The sequence below is a fragment of the Pseudomonas sp. E1BtOHC1 genome (assembly GCF_058744285.1).
The window spans coordinates 1637501-1659228 of the sequence record NZ_CP196023.1 but is presented as its reverse complement, the minus strand read 5'-3'; the positions used below and the strand labels follow the sequence as shown (position 1 = coordinate 1659228).

Sequence of the window (21728 nt, the reverse complement as noted above, 5' to 3'; positions counted from 1 at the left end):
CGGCCAGCTGTGTATTTATTGTAGGAATCAATCGGCCAGGGGACGCAGGATCGCCCGTACCGGACTGGCGTCCAGATGGGCGAAGCGCAGTGGCAGGGCAATCAGTTCGTAGTCGCCTTCGGCAACCTCATCCAGCACCACGCCCTCGAGGATCGCCATGCCATGGCGGGCCACGGTGTTGTGGGCATCCATGGTCTTGGATTGCTGGGGATCGAGGGACGGGGTATCGATGCCGATCAGGCGCACGCCGAGGCTGGCCAGCAGCTCGACAGTGGCTGGAGCAACGGCGGTAAAGTCCGGGTCCCAGGCACTCAGCGGAGCCTGTGGATAAGTGCGCAGCAACACTCGCGCAGGCAGGTTGTCCAGGCGCCCGAGCAAGGCTTCGGGCTGCACCAGGGCGCCACTGTCCAGGCAATGCAGGACCCGGCACGGGCCCATGTAGACATCCAGCGGCACTTCGCCGATGGGCAGGCCATCCGGCCGGTAATGCAGGGGCGCATCGACATGGGCGCCGGTGTGGGGCGACAGGGTCACCCGCCCGACATTCACCGGGCACTCGGGCCCGAACTGCCAGACGCGCTCCTCCTGGAACGGCGTGTCCCCCGGCCAGGTCGGGGTCGCGGTACTCAAAGGCGGGCTGATATCCCACCAGCGTGGTGTATTTTCCATTCGTGCGGCTCTCGGTCACTCCGGACTGAATGATACGAGCGATACCGGTAAAGATTCTTGCGAAATAACTCGGGCATCGTCAGATATTTCGCAAATCCTGCTAAAAAACCGCCCTTTGTCGAGGGAATGTTTCAACCGTCAGCCGCCCGTTATCCGCAACCGATAGCGGCCCTCGCATTGCGCTTCTGGATACCCCGAGGTCGAGAACAGACATCCCCCTGAACGTCTGGCGCTATAGGGTGCGTCTTCAGTTCTCTGCCCGCTAGGAGCACAGCATGTCGCAACCCATTACCGTTCTGCGCGATACCCATCCGCTGCCCGTCCTCGACGCCTGCAAATGGGAAAAACTCGAGGGCGATCCCCACACCGTCAACCTCAACGCCTACACCAGCGAGGACGGCAGCAAGATCATGGGCACCTGGATCTGCACCCCGGGCAAGTGGCGGGTGGCCTATGAGAAGTGGGAGTACTGCCATTTCCAGGAAGGGTACTGCGTGATCACCCCGGATGGCCGCGATCCCATCCACTTGCGTGCCGGCGATATCTTCGTAGTGGAACCCGGGATGAAAGGCACCTGGGAAGTGGTGGAAACCGTGCGCAAGTACTTCGTGTTTGCCTGAACCCCGCACACTCACCGGGAGCCCGCTCGACTCGGGCTCCCCTTCCGGCATTGCCACTCAACTCAACGCACCCCGCCAAATGTCTATATAATCACTGCCAAATGGCAAAGGCAGGAGCAGCACCCATGGTTGCGCTGACAGGCACCGGCATCCCCCCCAAGCGGCGGGGCAAACTGGTATTGAAAGAACAGTCTTCGGACATCCTCCTGGGTGGCCGGGCACGGTTTGACGACCGCATTTCGATCTATCGCCTGACCGAAGAAGGCATCCCCCTGACGGCGATCATCAAGTTCGTCTCCTCGGTGCCCATGCTCAAGGACGAACAGGTGCTGGCCAAGATCATCGGCCTCTCCGAACGCACCCTGCATCGGCGCCTGAAAACCCCGGACGAACCCCTGAACCCGGAGCAGAGTGCCCGCGCGGTACGTTTTGCCCAGGTGCTGGCCAAGGCCCAGGACGTCTTCGGCAGCAGTGAAGAGGCACAGGACTGGATGGCCAAGCCGGTGATGGGCCTCGACGGCCATAAACCGGTGGATCTGCTGACCAACCCCATAGGCTTCGAACTGGTGGACGAGTTCCTCACCCGCCTGGAATACGGGGTCTATCAGTGATCAGTATTCCGGGCAGCAGCGAGATTCATTTCTGGCGACTGGACGCCGCCCGGCACGCCGACAGCTGGGACAGTGGCATCGGTGCCGAGCTGTGCGGCGGTCGCTGGAACTCCAAAGGGGTCAAGGCCGTGTATGGCAGCGCCGACCCCGCCACGGCGATTCTGGAAGTGGCGGTGCACAAGGGCTTTGCCGCACTCGATAACGTGCCCCATGTCCTCACCGGCGCCCTGATCCAGGACCCGTCGGCTATCTATCGCGTGGATGAACGCAGTCTGCCCAATCCCAACTGGCTGATCCCGGGCATCCCCAGTGCCGGCCAGCAGAAATTCGCCGACCAGTTGCTGGCGGATCACCCCTTCGTGCTGGTGCCCTCATCGGTGTCCCGGCACAGTTGGAACATCTTGATCAATCCGTTGCTGGCCAAAGGGCTGTATCAGGTGGTGATCCAGGAGCGCTTCGGCCTCGACACCCGTCTCAACCCTCCCCCGCAAACCGCTGCCAATCGCCCGAACTGAACCCACAAAAAAGCGGGAACCTGCCCGACGCAGATTCCCGCAAATGCCCCTGTTGAAGGGGCTGTGTTCGAAGAGTTGATGCAAGCATCGAGGCGGGGGCGCTCGCCCCCGTCGGTTTACGATTGCGGCTTGCGGTAGCTGTTGACGATGGCCGAGAAGTCCTTGCCGCCTTCCCCACGCTGGCTCATGGCCTGATACAGCTGCTGGGCCACGGCACCCAGCACCACGGGCTGGTGAGCCTGACGGGCGGCCTCGGTGGCCAACCCCAGGTCCTTGAGCATCAGCTCGGCACCAAAGCCGCCGGTGTAGCCGCGGGATGCCGGAGCGGTTTCAATCACTCCCGGCCACGGGTTGTAGGTATCGGAACTCCAGCAACGACCGGTGGAGCTGTTGATGATCCCCGCCAGCACTTGGGTGTCGATGCCCAGCGCATCCCCCAGGGCCATGGCTTCGCTGACGCCGATCATCGAGATCCCCAGCAGCAGGTTGTTGCAGATCTTGGCGATCTGCCCGGTGCCCACTTCGCCGCAATGCACGATGTTGCGCCCCATCTGCGCCAGTACTGGTTGCAGGGTGGAGAACAGCTCGGCACTGGCGCCGACCATGAAGGTCAGGGTCCCGGCCTGTGCACCACCGGTGCCGCCGGACACCGGCGCATCAGCCATGGCCACGCCGTGCTTGGCAGCTGCGGCGGCCACTTCGCGAGCGGTTTGCGGGTCGATGGTGCTGCAATCCACCGCCGGGACACCGCGGCCAATCCCCGCCAACACCCCGTCTTCACCCAGCCACACACTGCGCACATGGGCCGCAGCCGGGAGCATGGTGATCACCAGTTCGGCACCTTCGGCAGCCGCCTTGGGCGAGGCAGCGACGTGCCCGCCCAGCTGCGCCAACTCCGCCAACACGCTCTGGTTGAGGTCGAACAGGTTCAGCTGATGCCCGGCCTTGATCAAGTTGCGGGCCATGGGCGCGCCCATGTTGCCCAGGCCGATAAATGCAATGTTCATGTCAGGCTCCTCAACGCAGGCTGATGGTGGTATTCACACCGTCGTTGACGCTGTCATCGTCGAACCAGCGGCTGGTGACGGTCTTGGTCTGAGTGTAGAACTGCACCACTTGCTTGCCGTAGGGGCCCAGGTCACCGAGCTTGGAGCCACGGGAGCCCGTGAAGCTGAAGAACGGCACCGGCACCGGAATCGGAATGTTGATACCCACCTGGCCGACGTCGATTTCACTCTGGAACTTGCGCGCCGCCGCGCCGCTCTGGGTGAACAGGCCGGTGCCGTTGCCGAAGGGGTTGGCGTTGACCAGGGCGATAGCCTGATCCAGGGTGTCCACCTCCAGCACCACCAGCACCGGGCCGAAGATTTCCTGGGTGTAGATCTGCATAGAGGGGGTCACCCCGGAGAACAGGGTCGGGCCGATGAAGTTGCCTTGTTCGTAGCCCGGGACCTGGATGCCGCGGCCATCGAGCTCCAGCTTGGCGCCTTCTTTCACGCCGCTTTCGATCAGCTCCAGAATCCGCGCCTTGGCGCGCTTGGAGACCACCGGCCCCACATCGGTGCCCGGCTCGCTGCCGGCGTTGACCTTGAGTTTCTGCGCCAGGGCCTTGAGGTCCGGCAGCCATTGTTTCGCGGCGCCCACCAGCACCACCACCGAGGTGGCCATGCACCGCTGACCGGCAGCGCCGAAGCCGGCGCCCACCAGGGCATTGAGGGTCTGTTCGCGGTTGGCGTCGGGCAGCACCACGGCGTGGTTCTTGGCGCCCATCATCGATTGCACGCGCTTGCCGTGCTTGCCCGCCAGGTCATAGACATGGGTGCCAACCGCGGTCGAACCGACGAAGGACACGGCCTTGATGTCCTTATGGGTGCACAGCGCATCCACCACTTCCTTGCCGCCGTGCACCACGTTGAGCACACCGGCCGGCACCCCAGCTTCCACTGCCAGCTCCACCAGCAACATGGTGGACAGCGGGTCCTGCTCGGAAGGCTTGAGGACGAAGGTGTTGCCGCAGGCAATGGCCATCGGGAACATCCACAGCGGAATCATCGCCGGGAAGTTGAAGGGGGTGATCCCGGCGCACACGCCGATCGGCTGGCGCAGGGTGTAGGTGTCCACGCCGCCGGCGACGTTCTCGGCGAACTCGCCCATCTGCAGGGTGCCGATGGAGCAGGCATGCTCCACCACTTCCAGGCCGCGGAAGATGTCGCCCTCGGCGTCGGCGATGGTCTTGCCCTGCTCGGCGCTGAGGACCACGGCGATGCGTTTGGAATGCTCGCGAATCAGGGCCTGGAGCTTGAGCATGATGCGCATCCGCGCGCCGATCGGGGTCAGTTTCCAGGTCTGGAAGGCACGCTGGGCCGCGGCGATCGCGGCGTCGACTTCAGCGGTAGTGGCAAAGGGCACCTTGGCCAGCACTTCCTGGGTCGCCGGGTTGACGATGTCGTGCCATTCCTGGCTCTGGGACTGGACCCATTCACCATCGATCAGCAGTTTGACCTGTTGCAGGGTAGTGCCGTCGGGCTTGAGGGATGCGTTCATGGGGTCTCCTGACTTCTTGAGTTCTTATGCAGGGAACCAAGGCGGGCAAGCGCCTTGAAAGAGGGGCTGTCGCGAGTTGGTGTCGGACGGTTTTTGGAGTATAGATGTGCAAATACCTAATAAGAACGCACATAAAAACCGGTCCATCATGCAAAAAAACATCACCTCGCTAAGCACCCTGAACTGGGACGACCTGAAGTTTTTCCTCGAAGTGGCGCGCACCCGCAAGGCCAGCAGCGCGGCCAAACGCCTGGCGGTGGACTACACCACGGTGTCGCGGCGCATCGGTTCGCTGGAAACTGCCCTGGGCACCCTGCTGTTTGAAAAGTCTCGCACCAACGGCTTTGTTCTGACCGCCGAGGGCCAGCGCCTGCTGGGTTATGCGGAGTCCATCGAAAGCACCCTGCATATGGCGTGCGAGCAGGTCTCGGGCTCAGGCGTGGCGTTGTCCGGGCATGTGCGCATGGGCTGTACCGAAGGCTTCGGCAGCTTCTTCATCACCCCGCAGCTGAGCCATTTCCTCGATGCCTACCCGGCGATCTCGGTGGACATCCTGCCGCTGCCGCACTTCATCAGCCTGTCCAAGCGCGAGGCGGACATCGTCATTGCCCTGGAACGCCCGGAGCACGGGCCCTACGTGTGCTGCAAGCTGTGCGACTACCGCCTGCAGCTGTACGCCACCCAGGAATACCTCGACCGCCACCCGCCGATCCGCCGCCCCGGCGACCTGAGCGAGCATCAATTCATCAGCTATGTGGATGACCTGGCCTTCAGTTCCGAGCTGCTGTACCTGGCCAATGTAGTGCCCGGGGCCAGCGCTAACCTGCGCAGCACCAGCGTCATTGCCCAGTACGTGGCGGCGCAGCAGGGCCGCTCCCTGGCGATCCTGCCGTGCTTCCTGGCCGCCCAGGACCCGCGCCTGCTGCCGGTGCTACCCAAGGAGATCAACCTGACCCGGCAATTCTGGATGTACTGCCGGGAGGATCTGCGCAAGCTCAAGCGGATCACCCTGTTGTGGGATTACATCCGCGAGGTGACCGAGCAGAATCGGCCGCTGCTGATGGGGGACAGTCGCAGCATGCTGTTCGCCACCCCCTGATCCTTAACGGCCGCAACGACAACCGCAACGATGTGGGTCGCCGATCAGTCGGCGATCACCACGATCGACACCCGACGGTTCTCGGTGCGTCCGGCCACGGTGCTGTTGGAGGCCACTGGCTCACTGCTGCCAAGACCGCGCAACTGGATGTTTTCTTCACGCATGCCGACCTGGGTCAGCACCTTGACCACGCTCTTGGCCCGGCGCACGGACAGCTGCACGTTGTAGGCTTCCTTGCCCGAAGCGTCGGTGTGGCCATCGACCCGGACCTTCTGGATATCGACGCTGAGCAGCGCCTTGCCGATGCGCTGGACGATCTCGGTGCTGGCCTGGTTCAAGGTTTCCACATCACTGCCAAACAGCACCTTGCCGGACAGGCCGAAGGCCCAGCCTTCATCCGTCAGTTCGAAGCCCTCCTGTTTCAGTACCGCGATCTGTTTCGGGGTCAGACCTTTGGGCGGCACACTCTGGCAGCCCGCCAGGGCCAGCAGGGCCATGAATACCAGGGTGCTGAACAGTCGAACCGAACGTTGCGTCATTGAGAACAAGGGAATTAGCTCCTGTTTTGTACCTGAACGATAGGGAGCTCCGCCCCCACTGTGTGTTGCCCGCCTCGCGAACCGCGCTTGGCTTGGTACATGGCTTCATCGGCAGCGTTCAACAGGCTGCCGGGAGTCACGCCATGATCCGGGTACACGGCAATGCCGATGCTCAGCGACGTCATGATCGACAAGTTGCCAGGCAATTGAATCGGCACGTCCATGCTGTGGATGATTTTGTCAGCGATGCGTTGGGCATCTTCAAGCCGGTGCAGCGGGCTGAGCAGCACGGCGAATTCGTCGCCACCCAGACGGGCCACCAGATCGTCTTCGCGTAGCTGCGCACGAATTCGCGTGGCCACCGCCACCAGCACCGCATCGCCGGCAGCGTGACCGAAGTTGTCGTTGATTTCCTTGAACCGGTCGCTGTCGAGAAACAGCACCGCCATACGCTCGTTGAGCTTGTTGGCACTGCGCAGAGCACGAATCAGCCGGCCCTCGAAAAACGCTCGGTTGGGCAAGCCAGTCAGACTGTCGTGACTGGCCTGGTGAGCCAGGGTTTCATTCTCGCTTTGCAGGTGGGTCTGCCAGGCTTCCAGTTCATCGAGCAGGGCATTGAAGTCGTTGCCGAGGTTGTCCAGTTCGGCGATTTCCGCAGGCGGCACCCGCTGATCGAAGGCCCGCTCGCGCCGGGCCGCGTGAGCCACTTCCGCCAGACTGCGCAAGGGCCCGGTGATCCCTCGCAGTTGCCGGCGTGCCAGGTACAGCGACATCCAGGCACTCAAGGCGGTGCACAACACGATGCCCACCAGACCACTGAGCAGAAAGCGCAGCAGGCTGCCGCCATGGCCGGTGACATTGACGCTGCCCACCTCCCGGTTCTGATGAAGGATCGGCAAGCTGATGGGCTTTTCCAGGATCGCACTGGCAACGTGCATTTCCAGATTGGTCAGCAGACCGCTTTGCGGACGTTGCCAACTGGCCAGCAGACGGCCCTGGCTGTCATAGACCTTGGCATCGGCCACCTCTTCGGTTGAGGCAATCAGGGCCAGCGCCTCGGTGGCCACCACACTGTCGTTGAACACCACGGCAGCTTCCACGGTGTAGCTGATGGACCGGGCAATCAGGTGCAGGTTGTGATCGGCATAAACCCGCAGTGCCAGGACTCCGAGGAAGGTCAGGGACAGGCTGGCCATGGAAATCGCCAGCAGGGCGACGATCAGGTGGCCGCGACCTATGACCGACCGCAGGGTGGGGCGGGCGTTGGGCTTGAACCAACTCATGGGGCCGCCGGGCGACGACGCGACAGTTGCAGCACGCTGGGATGAATCTTCACCCCGCTGCGGGCCACTGAATCCAGGTTGACCTCGAACGACACCTGGTTGTCGCTGACCCGCAGGCAGAACAGGCTGCCCACGGTGCACTGATCGCCGCCCTCGCTGATGCTCAGCACGGGTTGGCCGGTCAGCGAATTGAACAGGCGGGTGCGTTCATCATTGCTCAGTTTGCCGACATAGATCGAGTCGCACTCACTGACGATTGCCGGGCTGCTGGCCAACAGGCGGCGCACCAGCACCGGACGGCCGGTAGCCTGGGTGGTGCCCTTGAGCAGATCGTCGGTGTATTCGGTCGGGCCCACCACGCACAGGCGCAGTTCTGCAGGTTCCACCGGCCAGCGAGCGTAGCTGAGGATGCCCAGCACTACTTGCGTCACCGCCTTGGCCCGCTGTTCAGCCAGGCTGGTGGAGGCTGACGATTCTGGCTGCGCAATGGCAAGCAGACTGAACAGGCAAAGAATGGTCGACAGTACACACTGCCTCCACCCCAAAATGCGCTCTGTCCTGAAGACAGCCACGTCCATGCAGGGATTCTCTTTGAATTTCACGGAAATGATGCCGCAACGATAGCACAGCCCGGGAAAATGCAGCGAGCCCAGCGCCCCGAAACGGAGCTGGGTACTGGAGCGGGACATAGGCCTCAGTCCAACTCCAGCATCAACCCGCTAAGACGCTTGACCTTACGCCGCACCGCCTCTTCAAACACCCCGGCCCGAGGCTCGATCAGGCTGAACCAATCCTTGGCCCGGGTGATACCTGTATAGATCAGTTCCTTGGTCAGCACCGGGTTCAGGGCATCGGGCAGAATCAGCGCAGTATGAGCGAACTCCGAGCCCTGGGACTTGTGCACGGTCATGGCGTAGACAGTTTCCACATCATTGAGTCGACTCGGCAGCACCAGGCGTACCCCGCCCTGGCCATCGTTGCGCGGGAAGGCCACCCGCAGCACCTGACGCCCGGCTTGCGGCCCCTCATGTTCCGGCAGCTTGAGGGCGATGCCGATATCGCCATTCATCAGGCCCAGGCCATAGTCGTTACGGGTCATCAGCACCGGACGACCTTCGTACCATTGCTGGTCGCTGTCGATCAGGCGAGCCTTGAACAACGCCTGAGTGACCCGCAGGTTCAGTCCTTCGACGCCCCACGGCCCCTTGCGCACCGCACAGAGCAACTGGAAGCGGTCGAAGGCCTGGAGGACGTTGCGCGCCCAATCGGTCCAGCGGCGGTCTTCCAGGACGGTGTCCGCGGGCGGACGCTGGCTGCGCAGCACATTCAGGTAATGCCGATAGCCTTGTGGCCCCTCGCCGTGGCCCTCCAGCAATAGCCGCTCAAGGGCCCGGTCCTGCTCGCCCTTGAGGCTCAGGCCGTACAAGTCCGCATGGCTGCGAGCCGCCAGCAGGCGCCGCGCCTCCTCGGCCTGCTGTTGATTGACCCAGCGCGCCAGCTGGCCAATGCCACTGCCTTCGCCAAAGCGCCGGGAGTGGCGCAGCATCACCACCTGCTGCGCCAGGGGATGCTGATGCCCGGTGTCTTCCTGCAAGCCACTGGCGCCAAGGTTCTCCGCGCTGACCGCTTCCAGCCAGGCGCGAGTCTGCGGGTTGTACCAGCCGGCCTCGGCATCACGACACAGGTCACCGAGCACCGCACCCGCCTCCACCGAGGCCAGTTGATCCTTGTCTCCCAGCAACACCAGGCGTGCATGAATGGGCAAGGCGTCCAGCAGATTGGCCATCATTTCCAGGTCGATCATCGAGGCTTCGTCCACCACCAGTACATCCAGGGGCAGGCGGTTGCCGGCGTGGTGGCGGAAATGCCGGGTGCCCGGGCGATTGCCCAGCAAGCGGTGCACCGTGGTCACTTCGCTGGGGATCTTTTCCCGTACCTCGTCGGCGACTGCCAGGGACCGCACTTGCAGGCTGATGGACTCGGTGAGGCGGGCCGCGGCCTTGCCAGTGGGCGCCGCCAGACGAATGCGCAAGGGTTTGCGCGCCTCCACCGCCGGAGCCTGGAGCAATGCCAGCAGACGCACCACGGTGGTGGTTTTGCCAGTGCCGGGGCCACCGGTGATGATGCTGAAGGCGCCTCGGGTAGCCAGCGCGCAGGCGAGTTTCTGCCAATCGATGGGCCCGGCAGCCTTGGCCGGGCCAAATAGCCCGTCCAGGCGTTGGGCCAGATTCTCCGGAGTCGCCTCCGTCGACGCCAGGCGCTGGCGCAGGGCGTTGTCGATCCGCCGTTCATAGGCCCAGTAACGCCGCAGGTACAGGCGTTTTCCGGACAGCACCAACGGCCGCTGCTGGGATGCCTCGCCGTGATCCGCCGACAGGGCCACCAGCCGGCTGCCGGCCAGGACCTTGCACCAGTGAGCCCCCTCCAGATTCGCCAACACCTGGGAAGGCAGCACCGTGGCACCGCCTTGCGAATCCCCTTCCGGCGGCAGCGACAGAGCGAAATCCGGCTCCTTGAGGGTTTCGAACAGGTCCAGGCAGACGTGCCCATGACCCAACTGGTGACTGGTCAGAGCCGCGGCCATGAGCACCAACGGATCGCAGCCGGGGTCCAGCTCATGGAGGAAGCCGACGAAGGCCTTGTCCAGGGCCCGCAGCCAGCCGCGTTCGACCCAACGCTCAAGCAACAACAGCAGGTCTTCGGCGCGAGACAGGGGCGCCAGGTCAAACTGGGGCGCTGGCGGCTCGGCCAACTCGGCAAACAGATCCTGGGTCATAACAGCACTCCCTGTTCCCAGGCGGGCTCGGTCTTGGGCGGCTCGGACTGGCCCTGGAACATGCGGTCGAGACGTTCGATCAACTGCCGTGGCGGCCGGGCAAAGTAAGCGCCCTGGCTCGCGGAGCGGCTGCCGCGCAAAAACAGATACAAGGCGCCGCCGATGTGCCGATCGTAATCGTAGTCCGCCAGCCTGGCCTTCAACTGCCGGTGCAGCGCCAGCAGGTAGAGCACGTATTGCAGGTCGTAGCGGTTGTCGAGAATCGATTGTTCCATGGCCTGCTCGGTGTAGGCCGCGTCGTCCACGCCCAGCCAGTTGGATTTGTAGTCGGCCACGTAATAGCGGCCCTGATGTTCGAATGTCAGGTCGATGAAGCCCTTGAACATGCCATTGAGCAGCACCGGCTCGGCGGTGACTCGAGGCGCGCCCTGGTGAGTCTGCTGGCGCACCTGCTCGTCGAGCTTGAGCACGTCGACCTTGTGGCTGGCAAACCAGAACTCCATTTCGACCCGGTACTGGGTCAGTCGCCCCAGCACCACTGGCGGTTGCCCGTCCCCCACCGGCAGGGATGCCTGCAACAAGTGCTGCAACCAATCGCTGAGGGTCGGAATCCAGCCTTGCCAGCCGCGCCGATTGCAACGGCGGGCGATGGCATCCTCGATCACCTCAGGGGCGGCGGCAAAGCCCTCCTCCCCGGCCCATTCCAGCAGACCGTGGAGGAAGGTGCCGGGATTCGGGCCCCGGGGAAAACGGTGAATATCGCCACCACTGGCGGCTACTTCCCGAGGGGCCTCGGGGTCCAGCCGCTCATCGTCGAAGAGCTTCTGTGCCTGGGGATTTTCCGGCGCTTCGGTGTTGCCGGCGCCCAAGGTGTCGCTGATGCGCAAGGCACTGTAGGAGGCGATCCACCAGTTCTCCGCCGCGCGTCGAATCGGCTGCAGCGGGGCCAGCAGGCTGGCGTCATTGCGCGGCGGGTAGAAGCACTGGTCATCGGCCGCAGGCAGCTCGCTGACACCGATGGCCTCACAGCCTTGCTGCAAGTCCAGGAGCCAGCGCAGCAATCCCTTGGACTCGCCCAACAGAGCACCGCCGCCAAGCAGGTAGCCCAGGGCCGACAAGTGCAGCACCGAGCTGCTGTGGTTGCCGCGCTTGAGGTCGGCCACTCCCAGCCAGCAGGCATGCTGGGCCCGGGTCAGGGCCACGTAGAGCAGACGCAGATCCTCCGCCAGGCGCTCCTCGTCGGCCTGGGCGATCAGCTCCGGTGTCGGTCGCAAACTGACCTGGGCCTTGCCGGCTGCATCGTGGTAATGCAGCGGCAGACGACTGCCATCCACCGGTTTGGTGGAGCAGATGAAGGGCAGGAACACCAAGGGGTATTCCAGGCCCTTGGACTTGTGGATGGTCACCACCTTGACCAGTTGCTCGTCGCTTTCCAGGCGTAGGATCTGCTCTTCACCGGCCTGCCCGGACAGCGCCAGATGCTCGGCCAGATGGCGAATCAGCGCCTGTTCACCGTCCAGTTCCGCAGCGTTCTGCTGCAACAACTCAGACAGGTGCAGAAGGTTGGTCAGCACCCGCTCGCCGTCGCTGCGGGCCATCAGCGCCTGGGGTAGCTGGAAGTCATGGAGCAAGCGTCGGAGCATCGGCAGCACGCCCTGGCTGCGCCAGATCGTCCGGTATCCGCGGAACTGCATGACTCGGGCTTCCCAGGCCAGTTCATCCTGGTTCAGCCGCTCCAGTTCCACCAGGGACAGGTTCAGGGTCAGGGAGGCCAGGGCGGCCCGCAGCGGGCGCTCCACATCCGGCTCGGCACAGGCCTTGAGCCACACCAGCAGGTCCCGGGCTTCCTGGGCGGCGAACACCGAGTCCTTGTCCGAGAGATACACGCTGCGCACCCCGCGGGCGGCTAGTTCGCCGCGCACCGCCTGGGCCTCCTTGCCGTCGCGGACCAGGATGGCGATATCCGCCGGCAACAACCCCTTGAGTTCCTGCTGAGCGCGGGCAAAACCACTACGGCCCTGCTGACCGCCATTGAGCAGATCGACAATGGCGCTGGCACAGGCCGCGGCCTGCTGCTGGCGATACTGGGCCCCGGACAGCGGCTGCTCCGAGGGCAGTTGCCAGAAGTTCAGCGCCGGTACCGCTTGGCCATCCACCTGCAGGCGTTCCTTGCGGCCCTGAGCCGCTACCGCCAGGAAGGGCACCGGGTTCTCGCCATCCTCTTCGCGAAACAGGAAGGCCCCCTGCCCTTGCTGCCGCTGTTCGGCTTGCAGGAACACATGGTTGACCGCGCTGACCATGGCCTGGCTGGAACGGAAGTTGGTGCCCAGGGTATGTAAGCGTCCCGTGGTGGCCTGGCGGGCTCGCAGGTAGGTGTAGATGTCGGCGCCACGGAAGGCATAGATCGCTTGCTTGGGGTCGCCGATCAGGAACAGCCCGGTCTCGGGGTCGTTGGCCTCGATACGGTAGATGCTTTCGAAGATCCGGTACTGCACCGGATCGGTGTCCTGGAACTCGTCGATCAGGGCCACCGGGAACTGCTCGCGAATCAGAGTCGCCAGGCGCTCGCCACCGTCGCTTTGCAGGGCGTTGTCCAGACGCAGCAACATATCGTCAAAGCCCATTTCGGCGCGGCGACGCTTCTCTTCTTCAAAACGCGCACCGACCCACTGCGCAGCATGCTGCAAGACTGCGGCGTCGGGGCTGGGCAAGGCGTCAAGGCTGGCCTTGAGTCCCGCCATGGCATCGAGCCCCGGGTGCTGCGGAGCTTCACCTTTCCAGGCTTCGCTCATCCCGTCTGGAGTCAGGCGGGTGAAGCCGGTGCCAATATCCAACTGCTCGACGGATTCGTCCTCGGCCCAGGCAATGATCTTTTCAAACCAGGGCTCGAAGAAGCGGGCCTGCATCTTGCGGCCGTCGACGCTCTTGCTGGCAACGCCTTGCAGGCAGATATCCCGCAACTCCACCGCCCATTGCCGCCAGGGTGCCTTGAGTTGTACCAGGGCTTCCCGGCGTTCCTGCAGGCAGGCTTCGATCAATTCGCTGGGGGTCTGTTCCGACGGCTCACGACGCTCGCTGCCGAACATCGCGCGTACCCGAGGCAGCAATTGGGCCGGACCGACCCAGTTGGAGCGCACCCAGTTCAGCGCATCGCCCTGCATCGGATAGCAGAACAACCGCCAGTAATCGCGCAACACCTGACCCAGCAGATCGCTGTGGTCGGTTTCCAGGGTCTGGGTAAACAGACTGCCACTGTCGAAAGCGTGCTCGCGGAGCATGCGTTGGCACCAGCTGTGAATGGTCGAGACTGCGGCCTCATCCATCCACTGCGCGGCGATGTCCAGGCGGTTGGCGCAGGCGGCCCATTGTTCGGCGGGATATTGCTCGCGCAGCTCGACGATCAGGCTGTCGGGGGCGCTGGTCTCATCACGGAAGAAGCGTGCAGCCTCCGCTAGACGGGTGCGGATGCGTTCGCGCAATTCCTTGGTGGCGGCATCGGTGAACGTCACCACCAGGATCTGCGGCGGCAGCAATTGGCGACCAAAGCCTGCGGAGTCGCCGCCGTGGCCCAGCACCAGACGCAGGTAGAGCGCGGAGATGGTGAAGGTCTTGCCGGTACCGGCACTGGCCTCGATCAGTTGGCTGCCCCGTAGCGGGAAAGCCAGGGCCAGGGGGGCTTGTTGAGTCATGAGCCGGCCTCCTCGCCGAGGGCCGAACGCCAGGGAGCGTCCAGCAGGGGCCGATAGAGTGTCTCGGCCCAGCCGCTGAAGGTTTCATCGGCAATCAGGGCGTTGTAGTCGGCGAATTGCCGAGCCAGTGCCGGGCTTTCCCGACGCTCGCCTTCACTGTTCTGGCCATCGCCATCGTAGGTCTTGCGGGCCGCAGCGGCGGCTTTGTCCGGGTCAGTCTGCCCCAACCAGGCGAAGGCGGTCTTGACGGCCACCGGCAGTGGCTGGCGCATGCCCGATTGCCAGGCCTGCAGCAGGTTGCCGAGGATCGCCCGAGCCTGATCCTGTTCCAAAGGCGGTAGCAACAGGCTGTCATCGCTGGCCACCAACGCGGTGGTCAGGGAGTAGCCGCTGGCGCAGGCCAGCAGGTGGTTGATCCAGGGCTTGATCAGGCGGTGCCATTTGCGGGTTTTGATCGAACCTATGCCGTTGGGAATGGTGGTCACGGCCAATAGCCCGCCATCCGCCCGTTGATGCAGGTGGCTCAACCAGCCTTCCAGGCGCACGCCCTGCAATTCCAGGCTGACAGGCAATGCACTGGTGACCGGCGTTGGCCATAGATCCAGCAGTTGCCGGTAGCGCTGCAGCAAGTCCGGCAGGGGCTCCATGAGTTCGCGCTGCAGGCATTCACCGAAACCGGCCATGGGCAACAGACCGCTGGCCTGCAGCCTTTGCGCCTGGGCCTGCAAGGCCTGATCCGGGTGCGCGGCATCGCTCAATGCAGCCTCCAGCAAGCTGTCGCTGAGGCTGTAGCGTTGCAGGGCGTCGAGGACAAAAGGCTCCTCGTCAGCCAAGGGAGCTTCCATGGCCTCGAAAAACACCTTGAGCCGTTGGCTGAAGAAGTGCCGTACCGGGTTGCGCAGAAAATCCTGCAACTGGGCCAGGCTCAAGGGTTCATCCTGTACGTAAGGCTCGAGGCGTTCGGTGGCGGCGGTTTCTGCCGGGGCCTGATGCAGTACCTGCCACTCCCGGGCGTAGCTGAACAGGACATCATTGTCATGAAAGTAGCGGGCACTGAAGGGCTGCAGCGGGTGCTCCTGGGTCAGGGCATCGAGCAGGGGTTGCTGCGCGTCCGCCAGTCGCCAGCCGCCGGCCAGATGATCGCGCAACTGGCCGATCAGCACAGAGGCAGGCCGTTCGCTATTGTCGCGGATGCTGCGGCCAACCCAACTGACATAGAGTTGGTCCCGGGCCGAGAGCAAAGCTTCGAGCAGCAGGTAGCGGTCGTCTTCGCGTCGTGAACGGTCCCCGGGGCGGTAGTCGCTGCCCATCAGGTCGAAGTCCAGGGGCGGTTGCGCCCGTGGGTAGTCACCGTCATTCATGCCCAGCAGGCAAACCAGCTTGAAGGGGATTGCACGCATCGGCATCAGGGTGCAGAAGTTCACGGCGCCGGCAAGGAAGCGCTGGGACAAGCGGCCCTGATCAAGGCCCGCCAGCCAGGCTTCCCGCACCACGGTCAGGGGCAACTCATCTTGCAGACCGACGGAGTCGCAGGTTTCCAGCCAGTTTTCCCGAAGGTCCTCGAGCTGGCCCAGGAGGTAGTCGTCATGTTCGGTGCTGGCCAGGAAGAACTGCTCCAGCAAGTGCTGCAGACGCTCGCCCCATTGGGCCGGCACAGCTGGCTGGGTGAGCTGCTGGTAGGCAATCTGCAGAGCATCCAGCAGTGCGACCAGGGGGCCGATCAGCGCGGCATCCAGGCCGCCGATTTCGTCATAAGGCTCAATGCCGTCGCAGGCATCGGAACGACCGACCGCGTATCCCAGGAGCATTCGTCGCAGGCCGAAACGCCAGCTGTTTTGCTCAAGCTCCTGGGGCAGCCCCAGTTCGGCACGTTGCTCGGCGTTCATGCCCCAACGGATGCCGGCACCTTCGATCCAGCGGTGCAAGGTGGGCAGGTCGGCTTCATCGACACCAAAACGCGCACGCAATGCTGGGACGTCCAGCAGGTCGAGAATCTCACTGACAGGGAAACGACTATCCGGGAGTTTGAGCAGGTGTTCGACGGCGATCAGCAACGGGTCACGACCGCGCTGGCCCTGGTCGGTGAGGGTAAAGGGGATGAAACGCCGGTCATCACGCTCCAACTGGCCGAATACCGCACGGATATGCGGGGCGTAGCTGTCGATATCGGGGACCATGACGATGACGTCGCGAGGTCGCAGGTCGGGCTCGGCGCTGAAGCGCGCCAGGAGCTGGTCGTGGAGGATTTCCACTTCGCGCTGGGCACTGTGGGCAACGTGAAAACGGATTGACTGGTCCTGCTGGAGATCGACTTCGGGCCACAGTTCGCGGGTCTCGTTGAGGGGACGCAGTTCGAGGATATCGTCCTGCAGTTGCTGGAGCATGGTGCGTGGCTGGCTGTCGCTGAACAGGTCGATGCGGCCATCGCGGAAAGCCGTGCGATAACTGTTCGGGTCGTCGTAACTGTCTAGCAGGTTGATGTAATCACGTCCCTGCTTGCCCCAGGCGGCCAGCAGCGGATGGGCGTGCTGGTGCAGGGTTTGCGGGTCCAGGGCCAGTGGCATACCGGCTTTGCGCGCCTGGCGCTTGTACTGATGACGCAGCAAATCTTTGTCAGCAACGATGTCCGCCCAGTGATGGCGACAGGGGTTGTGCACACAGAGCAGCACCTGACTGAAACGGGCCAATCCGGCCAAAGCCTCCAGGGCCTGGGCCGGCAAGGAAGAGATACCGAAAACGATCACCCGTGACGGTAGGCCAGTGGGAGCTTGGTCCAGGTTATGGATCCGCTCGATAAAGCGTTGGTGGACTCCGGCTCGGCTCTGGGCCATGCCTTCGGTACCCACATCCAGAAGCAGTGCTCGCCACAGTTCGGCTTGCCAGCAGTTGGCCGGGGTCAGGGCTTTGGCTTCGCCACGAACGTTACGCAGTGAATGCCGTCCAGCGGCCCAGTCCTCAAGCCAATCGGCCCGATAGACTTGGTATTGGTCGAACAGGTCGGCAAGGCGCTCTGCCAGTTGGTAGCGTTTGCGCAAATCGCTGTCGTGGGTCAGGAAGCGCTGCAGGGGTTCGAAGTGGGGCTCATCGATCAGTTCTGGCAGCAGGCGCATCAGACGCCAGGTCAGCGGGGCTTTGTCCAAAAGGGATTTAGGCGGGATTTCGTCCCGGCCCAATACCAGGCGATAAAGTTGCCACATGAAGCTGCCGGGCAACTGCACATCGATGGCGGCGGCAATGCCACAGCCGCCGGAGTCATCCTCTTCAGGATCTTCAGCCAGGGCCAACTTCAACCATTGGGCGATGCCATTGCTCTGCACCAGGGCGATTTCATTTTCCAGAGGGGCCAGCGGGTAACGCCGCATCCAGCTGACCACCAGGCTGCGCAACTCGTCCAGGCGGTTACCGTGAACCACCATGAAACCAGGGTTGAGGGACGAAGCGTCCGGCATAAAGGCTTCCTTGGAGAATGCAAAAAGCTAGGCCGGAACCTTAGCACTGTCACGGGGTGGTGGCAGCCGGACCGAGCAAACAGCGGAAGAGAAACTGCTGCAGCTTTTCTGTCGCGCAAAAACAAAACCCCAATTGCTTTCGCAATTGGGGTTTCGGAATTTAATCTTGACGATGACCTACTCTCACATGGGGAAACCCCACACTACCATCGGCGATGCATCGTTTCACTTCTGAGTTCGGGATGGGATCAGGTGGTTCCAACGCTCTATGGTCGTCAAGAAATTCGGTAGCCAGACCGTCGCTTATGCAACGTGCCAGCAAATGGGTATGTAATAGATTTGTGTGCTTTGTGAGCGGTGCAAACTTTCGGTTTGTTTCGTCTTCACACACCGCAACTCGCTTCTTAAGCAAATTGCTTGGGTGTTATATGGTCAAGCCTCACGGGCAATTAGTATTGGTTAGCTCAACGCCTCACAGCGCTTACACACCCAACCTATCAACGTCGTAGTCTTCGACGGCCCTTTAGGGAACTCAAGGTTCCAGTGAGATCTCATCTTGAGGCAAGTTTCCCGCTTAGATGCTTTCAGCGGTTATCTTTTCCGAACATAGCTACCCGGCAATGCCACTGGCGTGACAACCGGAACACCAGAGGTTCGTCCACTCCGGTCCTCTCGTACTAGGAGCAGCCCCTCTCAAATCTCAAACGTCCACGGCAGATAGGGACCGAACTGTCTCACGACGTTCTAAACCCAGCTCGCGTACCACTTTAAATGGCGAACAGCCATACCCTTGGGACCGGCTTCAGCCCCAGGATGTGATGAGCCGACATCGAGGTGCCAAACACCGCCGTCGATATGAACTCTTGGGCGGTATCAGCCTGTTATCCCCGGAGTACCTTTTATCCGTTGAGCGATGGCCCTTCCATACAGAACCACCGGATCACTAAGACCTACTTTCGTACCTGCTCGACGTGTCTGTCTCGCAGTCAAGCGCGCTTTTGCCTTTATACTCTACGACCGATTTCCGACCGGTCTGAGCGCACCTTCGTACTCCTCCGTTACTCTTTAGGAGGAGACCGCCCCAGTCAAACTACCCACCATACACTGTCCTCGATCCGGATAACGGACCTGAGTTAGAACCTCAAAGTTGCCAGGGTGGTATTTCAAGGATGGCTCCACGCAAACTGGCGTTCACGCTTCAAAGCCTCCCACCTATCCTACACAAGCAAATTCAAAGTCCAGTGCAAAGCTATAGTAAAGGTTCACGGGGTCTTTCCGTCTAGCCGCGGATACACTGCATCTTCACAGCGATTTCAATTTCACTGAGTCTCGGGTGGAGACAGCGCCGCCATCGTTACGCCATTCGTGCAGGTCGGAACTTACCCGACAAGGAATTTCGCTACCTTAGGACCGTTATAGTTACGGCCGCCGTTTACCGGGGCTTCGATCAAGAGCTTCGCGTTAGCTAACCCCATCAATTAACCTTCCGGCACCGGGCAGGCGTCACACCCTATACGTCCACTTTCGTGTTTGCAGAGTGCTGTGTTTTTAATAAACAGTCGCAGCGGCCTGGTATCTTCGACCGGCATGAGCTTACGGAGCAAGTCCTTCACCCTCACCGGCGCACCTTCTCCCGAAGTTACGGTGCCATTTTGCCTAGTTCCTTCACCCGAGTTCTCTCAAGCGCCTTGGTATTCTCTACCCAACCACCTGTGTCGGTTTGGGGTACGGTTCCTAGTTATCTGAAGCTTAGAAGCTTTTCTTGGAAGCATGGCATCAACCACTTCGTCACCTAAAAGGTAACTCGTCATCAGCTCTCGGCCTTAGAATCCCGGATTTACCTAAGATTCCAGCCTACCACCTTAAACTTGGACAACCAACGCCAAGCTGGCCTAGCCTTCTCCGTCCCTCCATCGCAATAACTAGAAGTACAGGAATATTAACCTGTTTTCCATCGACTACGCTTTTCAGCCTCGCCTTAGGGACCGACTAACCCTGCGTCGATTAACGTTGCGCAGGAAACCTTGGTCTTTCGGCGTGGGTGTTTTTCACACCCATTGTCGTTACTCATGTCAGCATTCGCACTTCTGATACCTCCAGCAAGCTTCTCAACTCACCTTCACAGGCTTACAGAACGCTCCTCTACCGCATCACTTACGTGATACCCGTAGCTTCGGTGTATGGTTTGAGCCCCGTTACATCTTCCGCGCAGGCCGACTCGACTAGTGAGCTATTACGCTTTCTTTAAAGGGTGGCTGCTTCTAAGCCAACCTCCTAGCTGTCTAAGCCTTCCCACATCGTTTCCCACTTAACCATAACTTTGGGACCTTAGCTGACGGTCTGGGTTGTTTCCCTTTTCACGACGGACGTTAGCACCCGCCGTGTGTCTCCCATGCTCGGCACTTGTAGGTATTCGGAGTTTGCATCGGTTTGGTAAGTCGGGATGACCCCCTAGCCGAAACAGTGCTCTACCCCCTACAGTGATACATGAGGCGCTACCTAAATAGCTTTCGAGGAGAACCAGCTATCTCCGAGCTTGATTAGCCTTTCACTCCGATCCACAGGTCATCCGCTAACTTTTCAACGGTAGTCGGTTCGGTCCTCCAGTCAGTGTTACCTAACCTTCAACCTGCCCATGGATAGATCGCCCGGTTTCGGGTCTATTCCCAGCGACTAGACGCCCTATTAAGACTCGCTTTCGCTACGCCTCCCCTATTCGGTTAAGCTCGCCACTGAAAATAAGTCGCTGACCCATTATACAAAAGGTACGCAGTCACAGAACAAAGTCTGCTCCCACTGCTTGTACGCATACGGTTTCAGGATCTATTTCACTCCCCTCTCCGGGGTTCTTTTCGCCTTTCCCTCACGGTACTAGTTCACTATCGGTCAGTCAGTAGTATTTAGCCTTGGAGGATGGTCCCCCCATATTCAGACAAGGTTTCTCGTGCCCCGTCCTACTCGATTTCATGACTAAGAGATTTTCGCGTACAGGGCTATCACCCACTATGGCCGCACTTTCCAGAGCGTTCCGCTAATCTCAAAGCCACTTAAGGGCTAGTCCCCGTTCGCTCGCCACTACTAAGGGAATCTCGGTTGATTTCTTTTCCTCAGGGTACTTAGATGTTTCAGTTCCCCTGGTTCGCCTCTTGCACCTATGTATTCAGTACAAGATAACCATCTTATGATGGCTGGGTTCCCCCATTCAGACATCTCCGGATCAAAGTCTGTTTGCCGACTCCCCGAAGCTTTTCGCAGGCTACCACGTCTTTCATCGCCTCTGACTGCCAAGGCATCCACCGTATGCGCTTCTTCACTTGACCATATAACCCCAAGCAATCTGGTTATACTATGAAGACGACATTCGCCGAAAATTTGCAATTGCTGCTCAATTAAGAGCCTCACAAATTTTACCTTAGCCTGATCCGTTACCAGTGAAAGTAACGTTCAGTCTATCTTTCTATCACATACCCAAATTTTTAAAGAACGATCTAATCAAAAGACTAGAAATCAACATTCAAAGTGAATGCTCATTTCTAAGCTTTCAGAAGCAGTTTATGGTGGAGCCAAGCGGGATCGAACCGCTGACCTCCTGCGTGCAAGGCAGGCGCTCTCCCAGCTGAGCTATGGCCCCATAACAAAATTGGTGGGTCTGGGCAGATTCGAACTGCCGACCTCACCCTTATCAGGGGTGCGCTCTAACCAACTGAGCTACAGACCCAATTTCGAGCTTGTAACTGTTAGCTTGGAGCTATCAGCTTGGAGCTTAAAGCTGCTTCTATCGTCTTCTTCAATGAATCAAGCAATTCGTGTGGGAACTTATGGAGCAGCTGATGTCGTCGATTAAGGAGGTGATCCAGCCGCAGGTTCCCCTACGGCTACCTTGTTACGACTTCACCCCAGTCATGAATCACACCGTGGTAACCGTCCTCCCGAA

At 61.2% G+C, this 21728-nt stretch carries 13 protein-coding genes, 2 tRNA genes and 3 rRNA genes (1 of these 18 cut by a window edge); 4 read left to right on the top strand and 14 right to left on the bottom strand.

Annotation, left to right across the window (positions count from 1 at the left end; all coding sequences use genetic code 11):
• Positions 1-27: 27 nt before the first annotated feature.
• Complete coding sequence (kynB, locus tag ACSSVC_RS07575; RefSeq protein ID WP_346633721.1) at positions 28-669, bottom strand: arylformamidase; 642 nt, start codon at positions 667-669, stop codon at positions 28-30.
• A gap of 275 nt (positions 670-944) precedes the next feature.
• Here kynB and ACSSVC_RS07570 point away from each other — a divergent pair, with 275 nt between their 5' ends.
• From ACSSVC_RS07570 to ACSSVC_RS07560, 3 genes are all read left to right on the top strand, one after another.
• Complete coding sequence (locus tag ACSSVC_RS07570; RefSeq protein ID WP_102861021.1) at positions 945-1289, top strand: cupin domain-containing protein; 345 nt, start codon at positions 945-947, stop codon at positions 1287-1289.
• A 125-nt stretch (positions 1290-1414) separates the two neighbouring features.
• The gene (locus ACSSVC_RS07565; protein WP_346633722.1) at positions 1415-1900 is read left to right on the top strand and encodes an Xre family toxin-antitoxin system antitoxin; all 486 of its coding nucleotides are present in this window, start codon (positions 1415-1417) and stop codon (positions 1898-1900) included.
• Positions 1897-2415, top strand: coding sequence for an RES family NAD+ phosphorylase (locus ACSSVC_RS07560; RefSeq protein WP_492612127.1), 519 nt, complete (start codon positions 1897-1899; stop codon positions 2413-2415). The genes ACSSVC_RS07565 and ACSSVC_RS07560 overlap by 4 nt, the downstream gene beginning before the upstream one ends.
• Positions 2416-2531: 116 nt before the next feature.
• Here the strand turns inward: ACSSVC_RS07560 and mmsB are convergent, their stop codons facing one another.
• Both mmsB and ACSSVC_RS07550 read right to left on the bottom strand, forming a co-directional pair.
• Positions 2532-3422, bottom strand: a complete 891-nt coding sequence (gene mmsB, locus ACSSVC_RS07555) for a 3-hydroxyisobutyrate dehydrogenase (protein ID WP_446439088.1) — start codon at positions 3420-3422, stop codon at positions 2532-2534.
• Positions 3423-3432: 10 nt separating this feature from the next.
• On the bottom strand, positions 3433-4959 hold the full coding sequence (locus tag ACSSVC_RS07550) for a CoA-acylating methylmalonate-semialdehyde dehydrogenase (protein ID WP_346633725.1): 1527 nt from the start codon (positions 4957-4959) through the stop codon (positions 3433-3435).
• Positions 4960-5107: 148 nt separating this feature from the next.
• On the opposite strand from ACSSVC_RS07550, the gene ACSSVC_RS07545 reads away from it, so the two are divergent.
• A complete protein-coding gene (locus ACSSVC_RS07545) occupies positions 5108-6058 on the top strand; it encodes a LysR family transcriptional regulator (RefSeq protein ID WP_346633726.1) in 951 nt (316 codons plus the stop codon).
• 44 nt (positions 6059-6102) lie between these two features.
• Here ACSSVC_RS07545 and yfiB read toward each other — a convergent pair whose 3' ends face one another.
• The 11 genes from yfiB to ACSSVC_RS07490 all read right to left on the bottom strand — a co-directional run.
• Positions 6103-6597 carry an outer membrane lipoprotein YfiB gene (gene yfiB / locus ACSSVC_RS07540; protein ID WP_015634043.1) on the bottom strand — a complete coding sequence of 165 codons (495 nt, stop codon included), beginning with the start codon at positions 6595-6597 and terminating at the stop codon, positions 6103-6105.
• Positions 6598-6611: 14 nt separating this feature from the next.
• Positions 6612-7880 carry a diguanylate cyclase DgcN/YfiN gene (gene dgcN, locus ACSSVC_RS07535; RefSeq protein ID WP_346633727.1) on the bottom strand — a complete coding sequence of 423 codons (1269 nt, stop codon included), beginning with the start codon at positions 7878-7880 and terminating at the stop codon, positions 6612-6614.
• The gene (gene yfiR / locus ACSSVC_RS07530) at positions 7877-8458 is read right to left on the bottom strand and encodes a regulatory sequestration protein YfiR (protein WP_346633743.1); all 582 of its coding nucleotides are present in this window, start codon (positions 8456-8458) and stop codon (positions 7877-7879) included. Before yfiR ends, dgcN begins: the two co-directional genes overlap by 4 nt.
• A gap of 116 nt (positions 8459-8574) precedes the next feature.
• The gene (gene recD / locus ACSSVC_RS07525) at positions 8575-10656 is read right to left on the bottom strand and encodes an exodeoxyribonuclease V subunit alpha (RefSeq protein ID WP_404938186.1); all 2082 of its coding nucleotides are present in this window, start codon (positions 10654-10656) and stop codon (positions 8575-8577) included.
• A complete protein-coding gene (gene recB / locus ACSSVC_RS07520) occupies positions 10653-14345 on the bottom strand; it encodes an exodeoxyribonuclease V subunit beta (protein WP_492612126.1) in 3693 nt (1230 codons plus the stop codon). Before recB ends, recD begins: the two co-directional genes overlap by 4 nt.
• On the bottom strand, positions 14342-17794 hold the full coding sequence (gene recC, locus ACSSVC_RS07515) for an exodeoxyribonuclease V subunit gamma (protein WP_492612125.1): 3453 nt from the start codon (positions 17792-17794) through the stop codon (positions 14342-14344). The genes recB and recC overlap by 4 nt, the downstream gene beginning before the upstream one ends.
• A gap of 164 nt (positions 17795-17958) precedes the next feature.
• Positions 17959-18074: ribosomal RNA gene (rrf, locus tag ACSSVC_RS07510) — 5S ribosomal RNA — on the bottom strand.
• A 148-nt stretch (positions 18075-18222) separates the two neighbouring features.
• Positions 18223-21114, bottom strand: a 23S ribosomal RNA gene (locus ACSSVC_RS07505).
• Between the two features lie 235 nt (positions 21115-21349).
• Positions 21350-21425 (bottom strand) — tRNA-Ala (locus ACSSVC_RS07500).
• A gap of 10 nt (positions 21426-21435) precedes the next feature.
• Positions 21436-21512: transfer RNA gene (locus tag ACSSVC_RS07495), tRNA-Ile, on the bottom strand.
• Positions 21513-21635: 123 nt separating this feature from the next.
• Positions 21636-21728: ribosomal RNA gene (locus tag ACSSVC_RS07490) — 16S ribosomal RNA — on the bottom strand; it runs 1446 nt beyond the window's last position.
• Together the 16S, 23S and 5S rRNA genes with 2 tRNA genes alongside form the textbook arrangement of a ribosomal RNA operon.

What these genes read in the sequence shown, in the direction of transcription:
- kynB (WP_346633721.1), bottom strand. Translation starts at nt 669, where the DNA reads ATGGAAAATACACCACGCTGGTGGGATATCAGCCCGCCTTTGAGTACC.
- ACSSVC_RS07570 (WP_102861021.1), top strand. Translation starts at nt 945, where the DNA reads ATGTCGCAACCCATTACCGTTCTGCGCGATACCCATCCGCTGCCCGTC.
- ACSSVC_RS07565 (WP_346633722.1), top strand. Translation starts at nt 1,415, where the DNA reads ATGGTTGCGCTGACAGGCACCGGCATCCCCCCCAAGCGGCGGGGCAAA.
- mmsB (WP_446439088.1), bottom strand. Translation starts at nt 3,422, where the DNA reads ATGAACATTGCATTTATCGGCCTGGGCAACATGGGCGCGCCCATGGCC.
- ACSSVC_RS07550 (WP_346633725.1), bottom strand. Translation starts at nt 4,959, where the DNA reads ATGAACGCATCCCTCAAGCCCGACGGCACTACCCTGCAACAGGTCAAA.
- ACSSVC_RS07545 (WP_346633726.1), top strand. Translation starts at nt 5,108, where the DNA reads ATGCAAAAAAACATCACCTCGCTAAGCACCCTGAACTGGGACGACCTG.
- yfiB (WP_015634043.1), bottom strand. Translation starts at nt 6,597, where the DNA reads ATGACGCAACGTTCGGTTCGACTGTTCAGCACCCTGGTATTCATGGCC.
- dgcN (WP_346633727.1), bottom strand. Translation starts at nt 7,880, where the DNA reads ATGAGTTGGTTCAAGCCCAACGCCCGCCCCACCCTGCGGTCGGTCATA.
- yfiR (WP_346633743.1), bottom strand. Translation starts at nt 8,458, where the DNA reads ATGGACGTGGCTGTCTTCAGGACAGAGCGCATTTTGGGGTGGAGGCAG.
- recD (WP_404938186.1), bottom strand. Translation starts at nt 10,656, where the DNA reads ATGACCCAGGATCTGTTTGCCGAGTTGGCCGAGCCGCCAGCGCCCCAG.
- recB (WP_492612126.1), bottom strand. Translation starts at nt 14,345, where the DNA reads ATGACTCAACAAGCCCCCCTGGCCCTGGCTTTCCCGCTACGGGGCAGC.
- recC (WP_492612125.1), bottom strand. Translation starts at nt 17,794, where the DNA reads ATGCCGGACGCTTCGTCCCTCAACCCTGGTTTCATGGTGGTTCACGGT.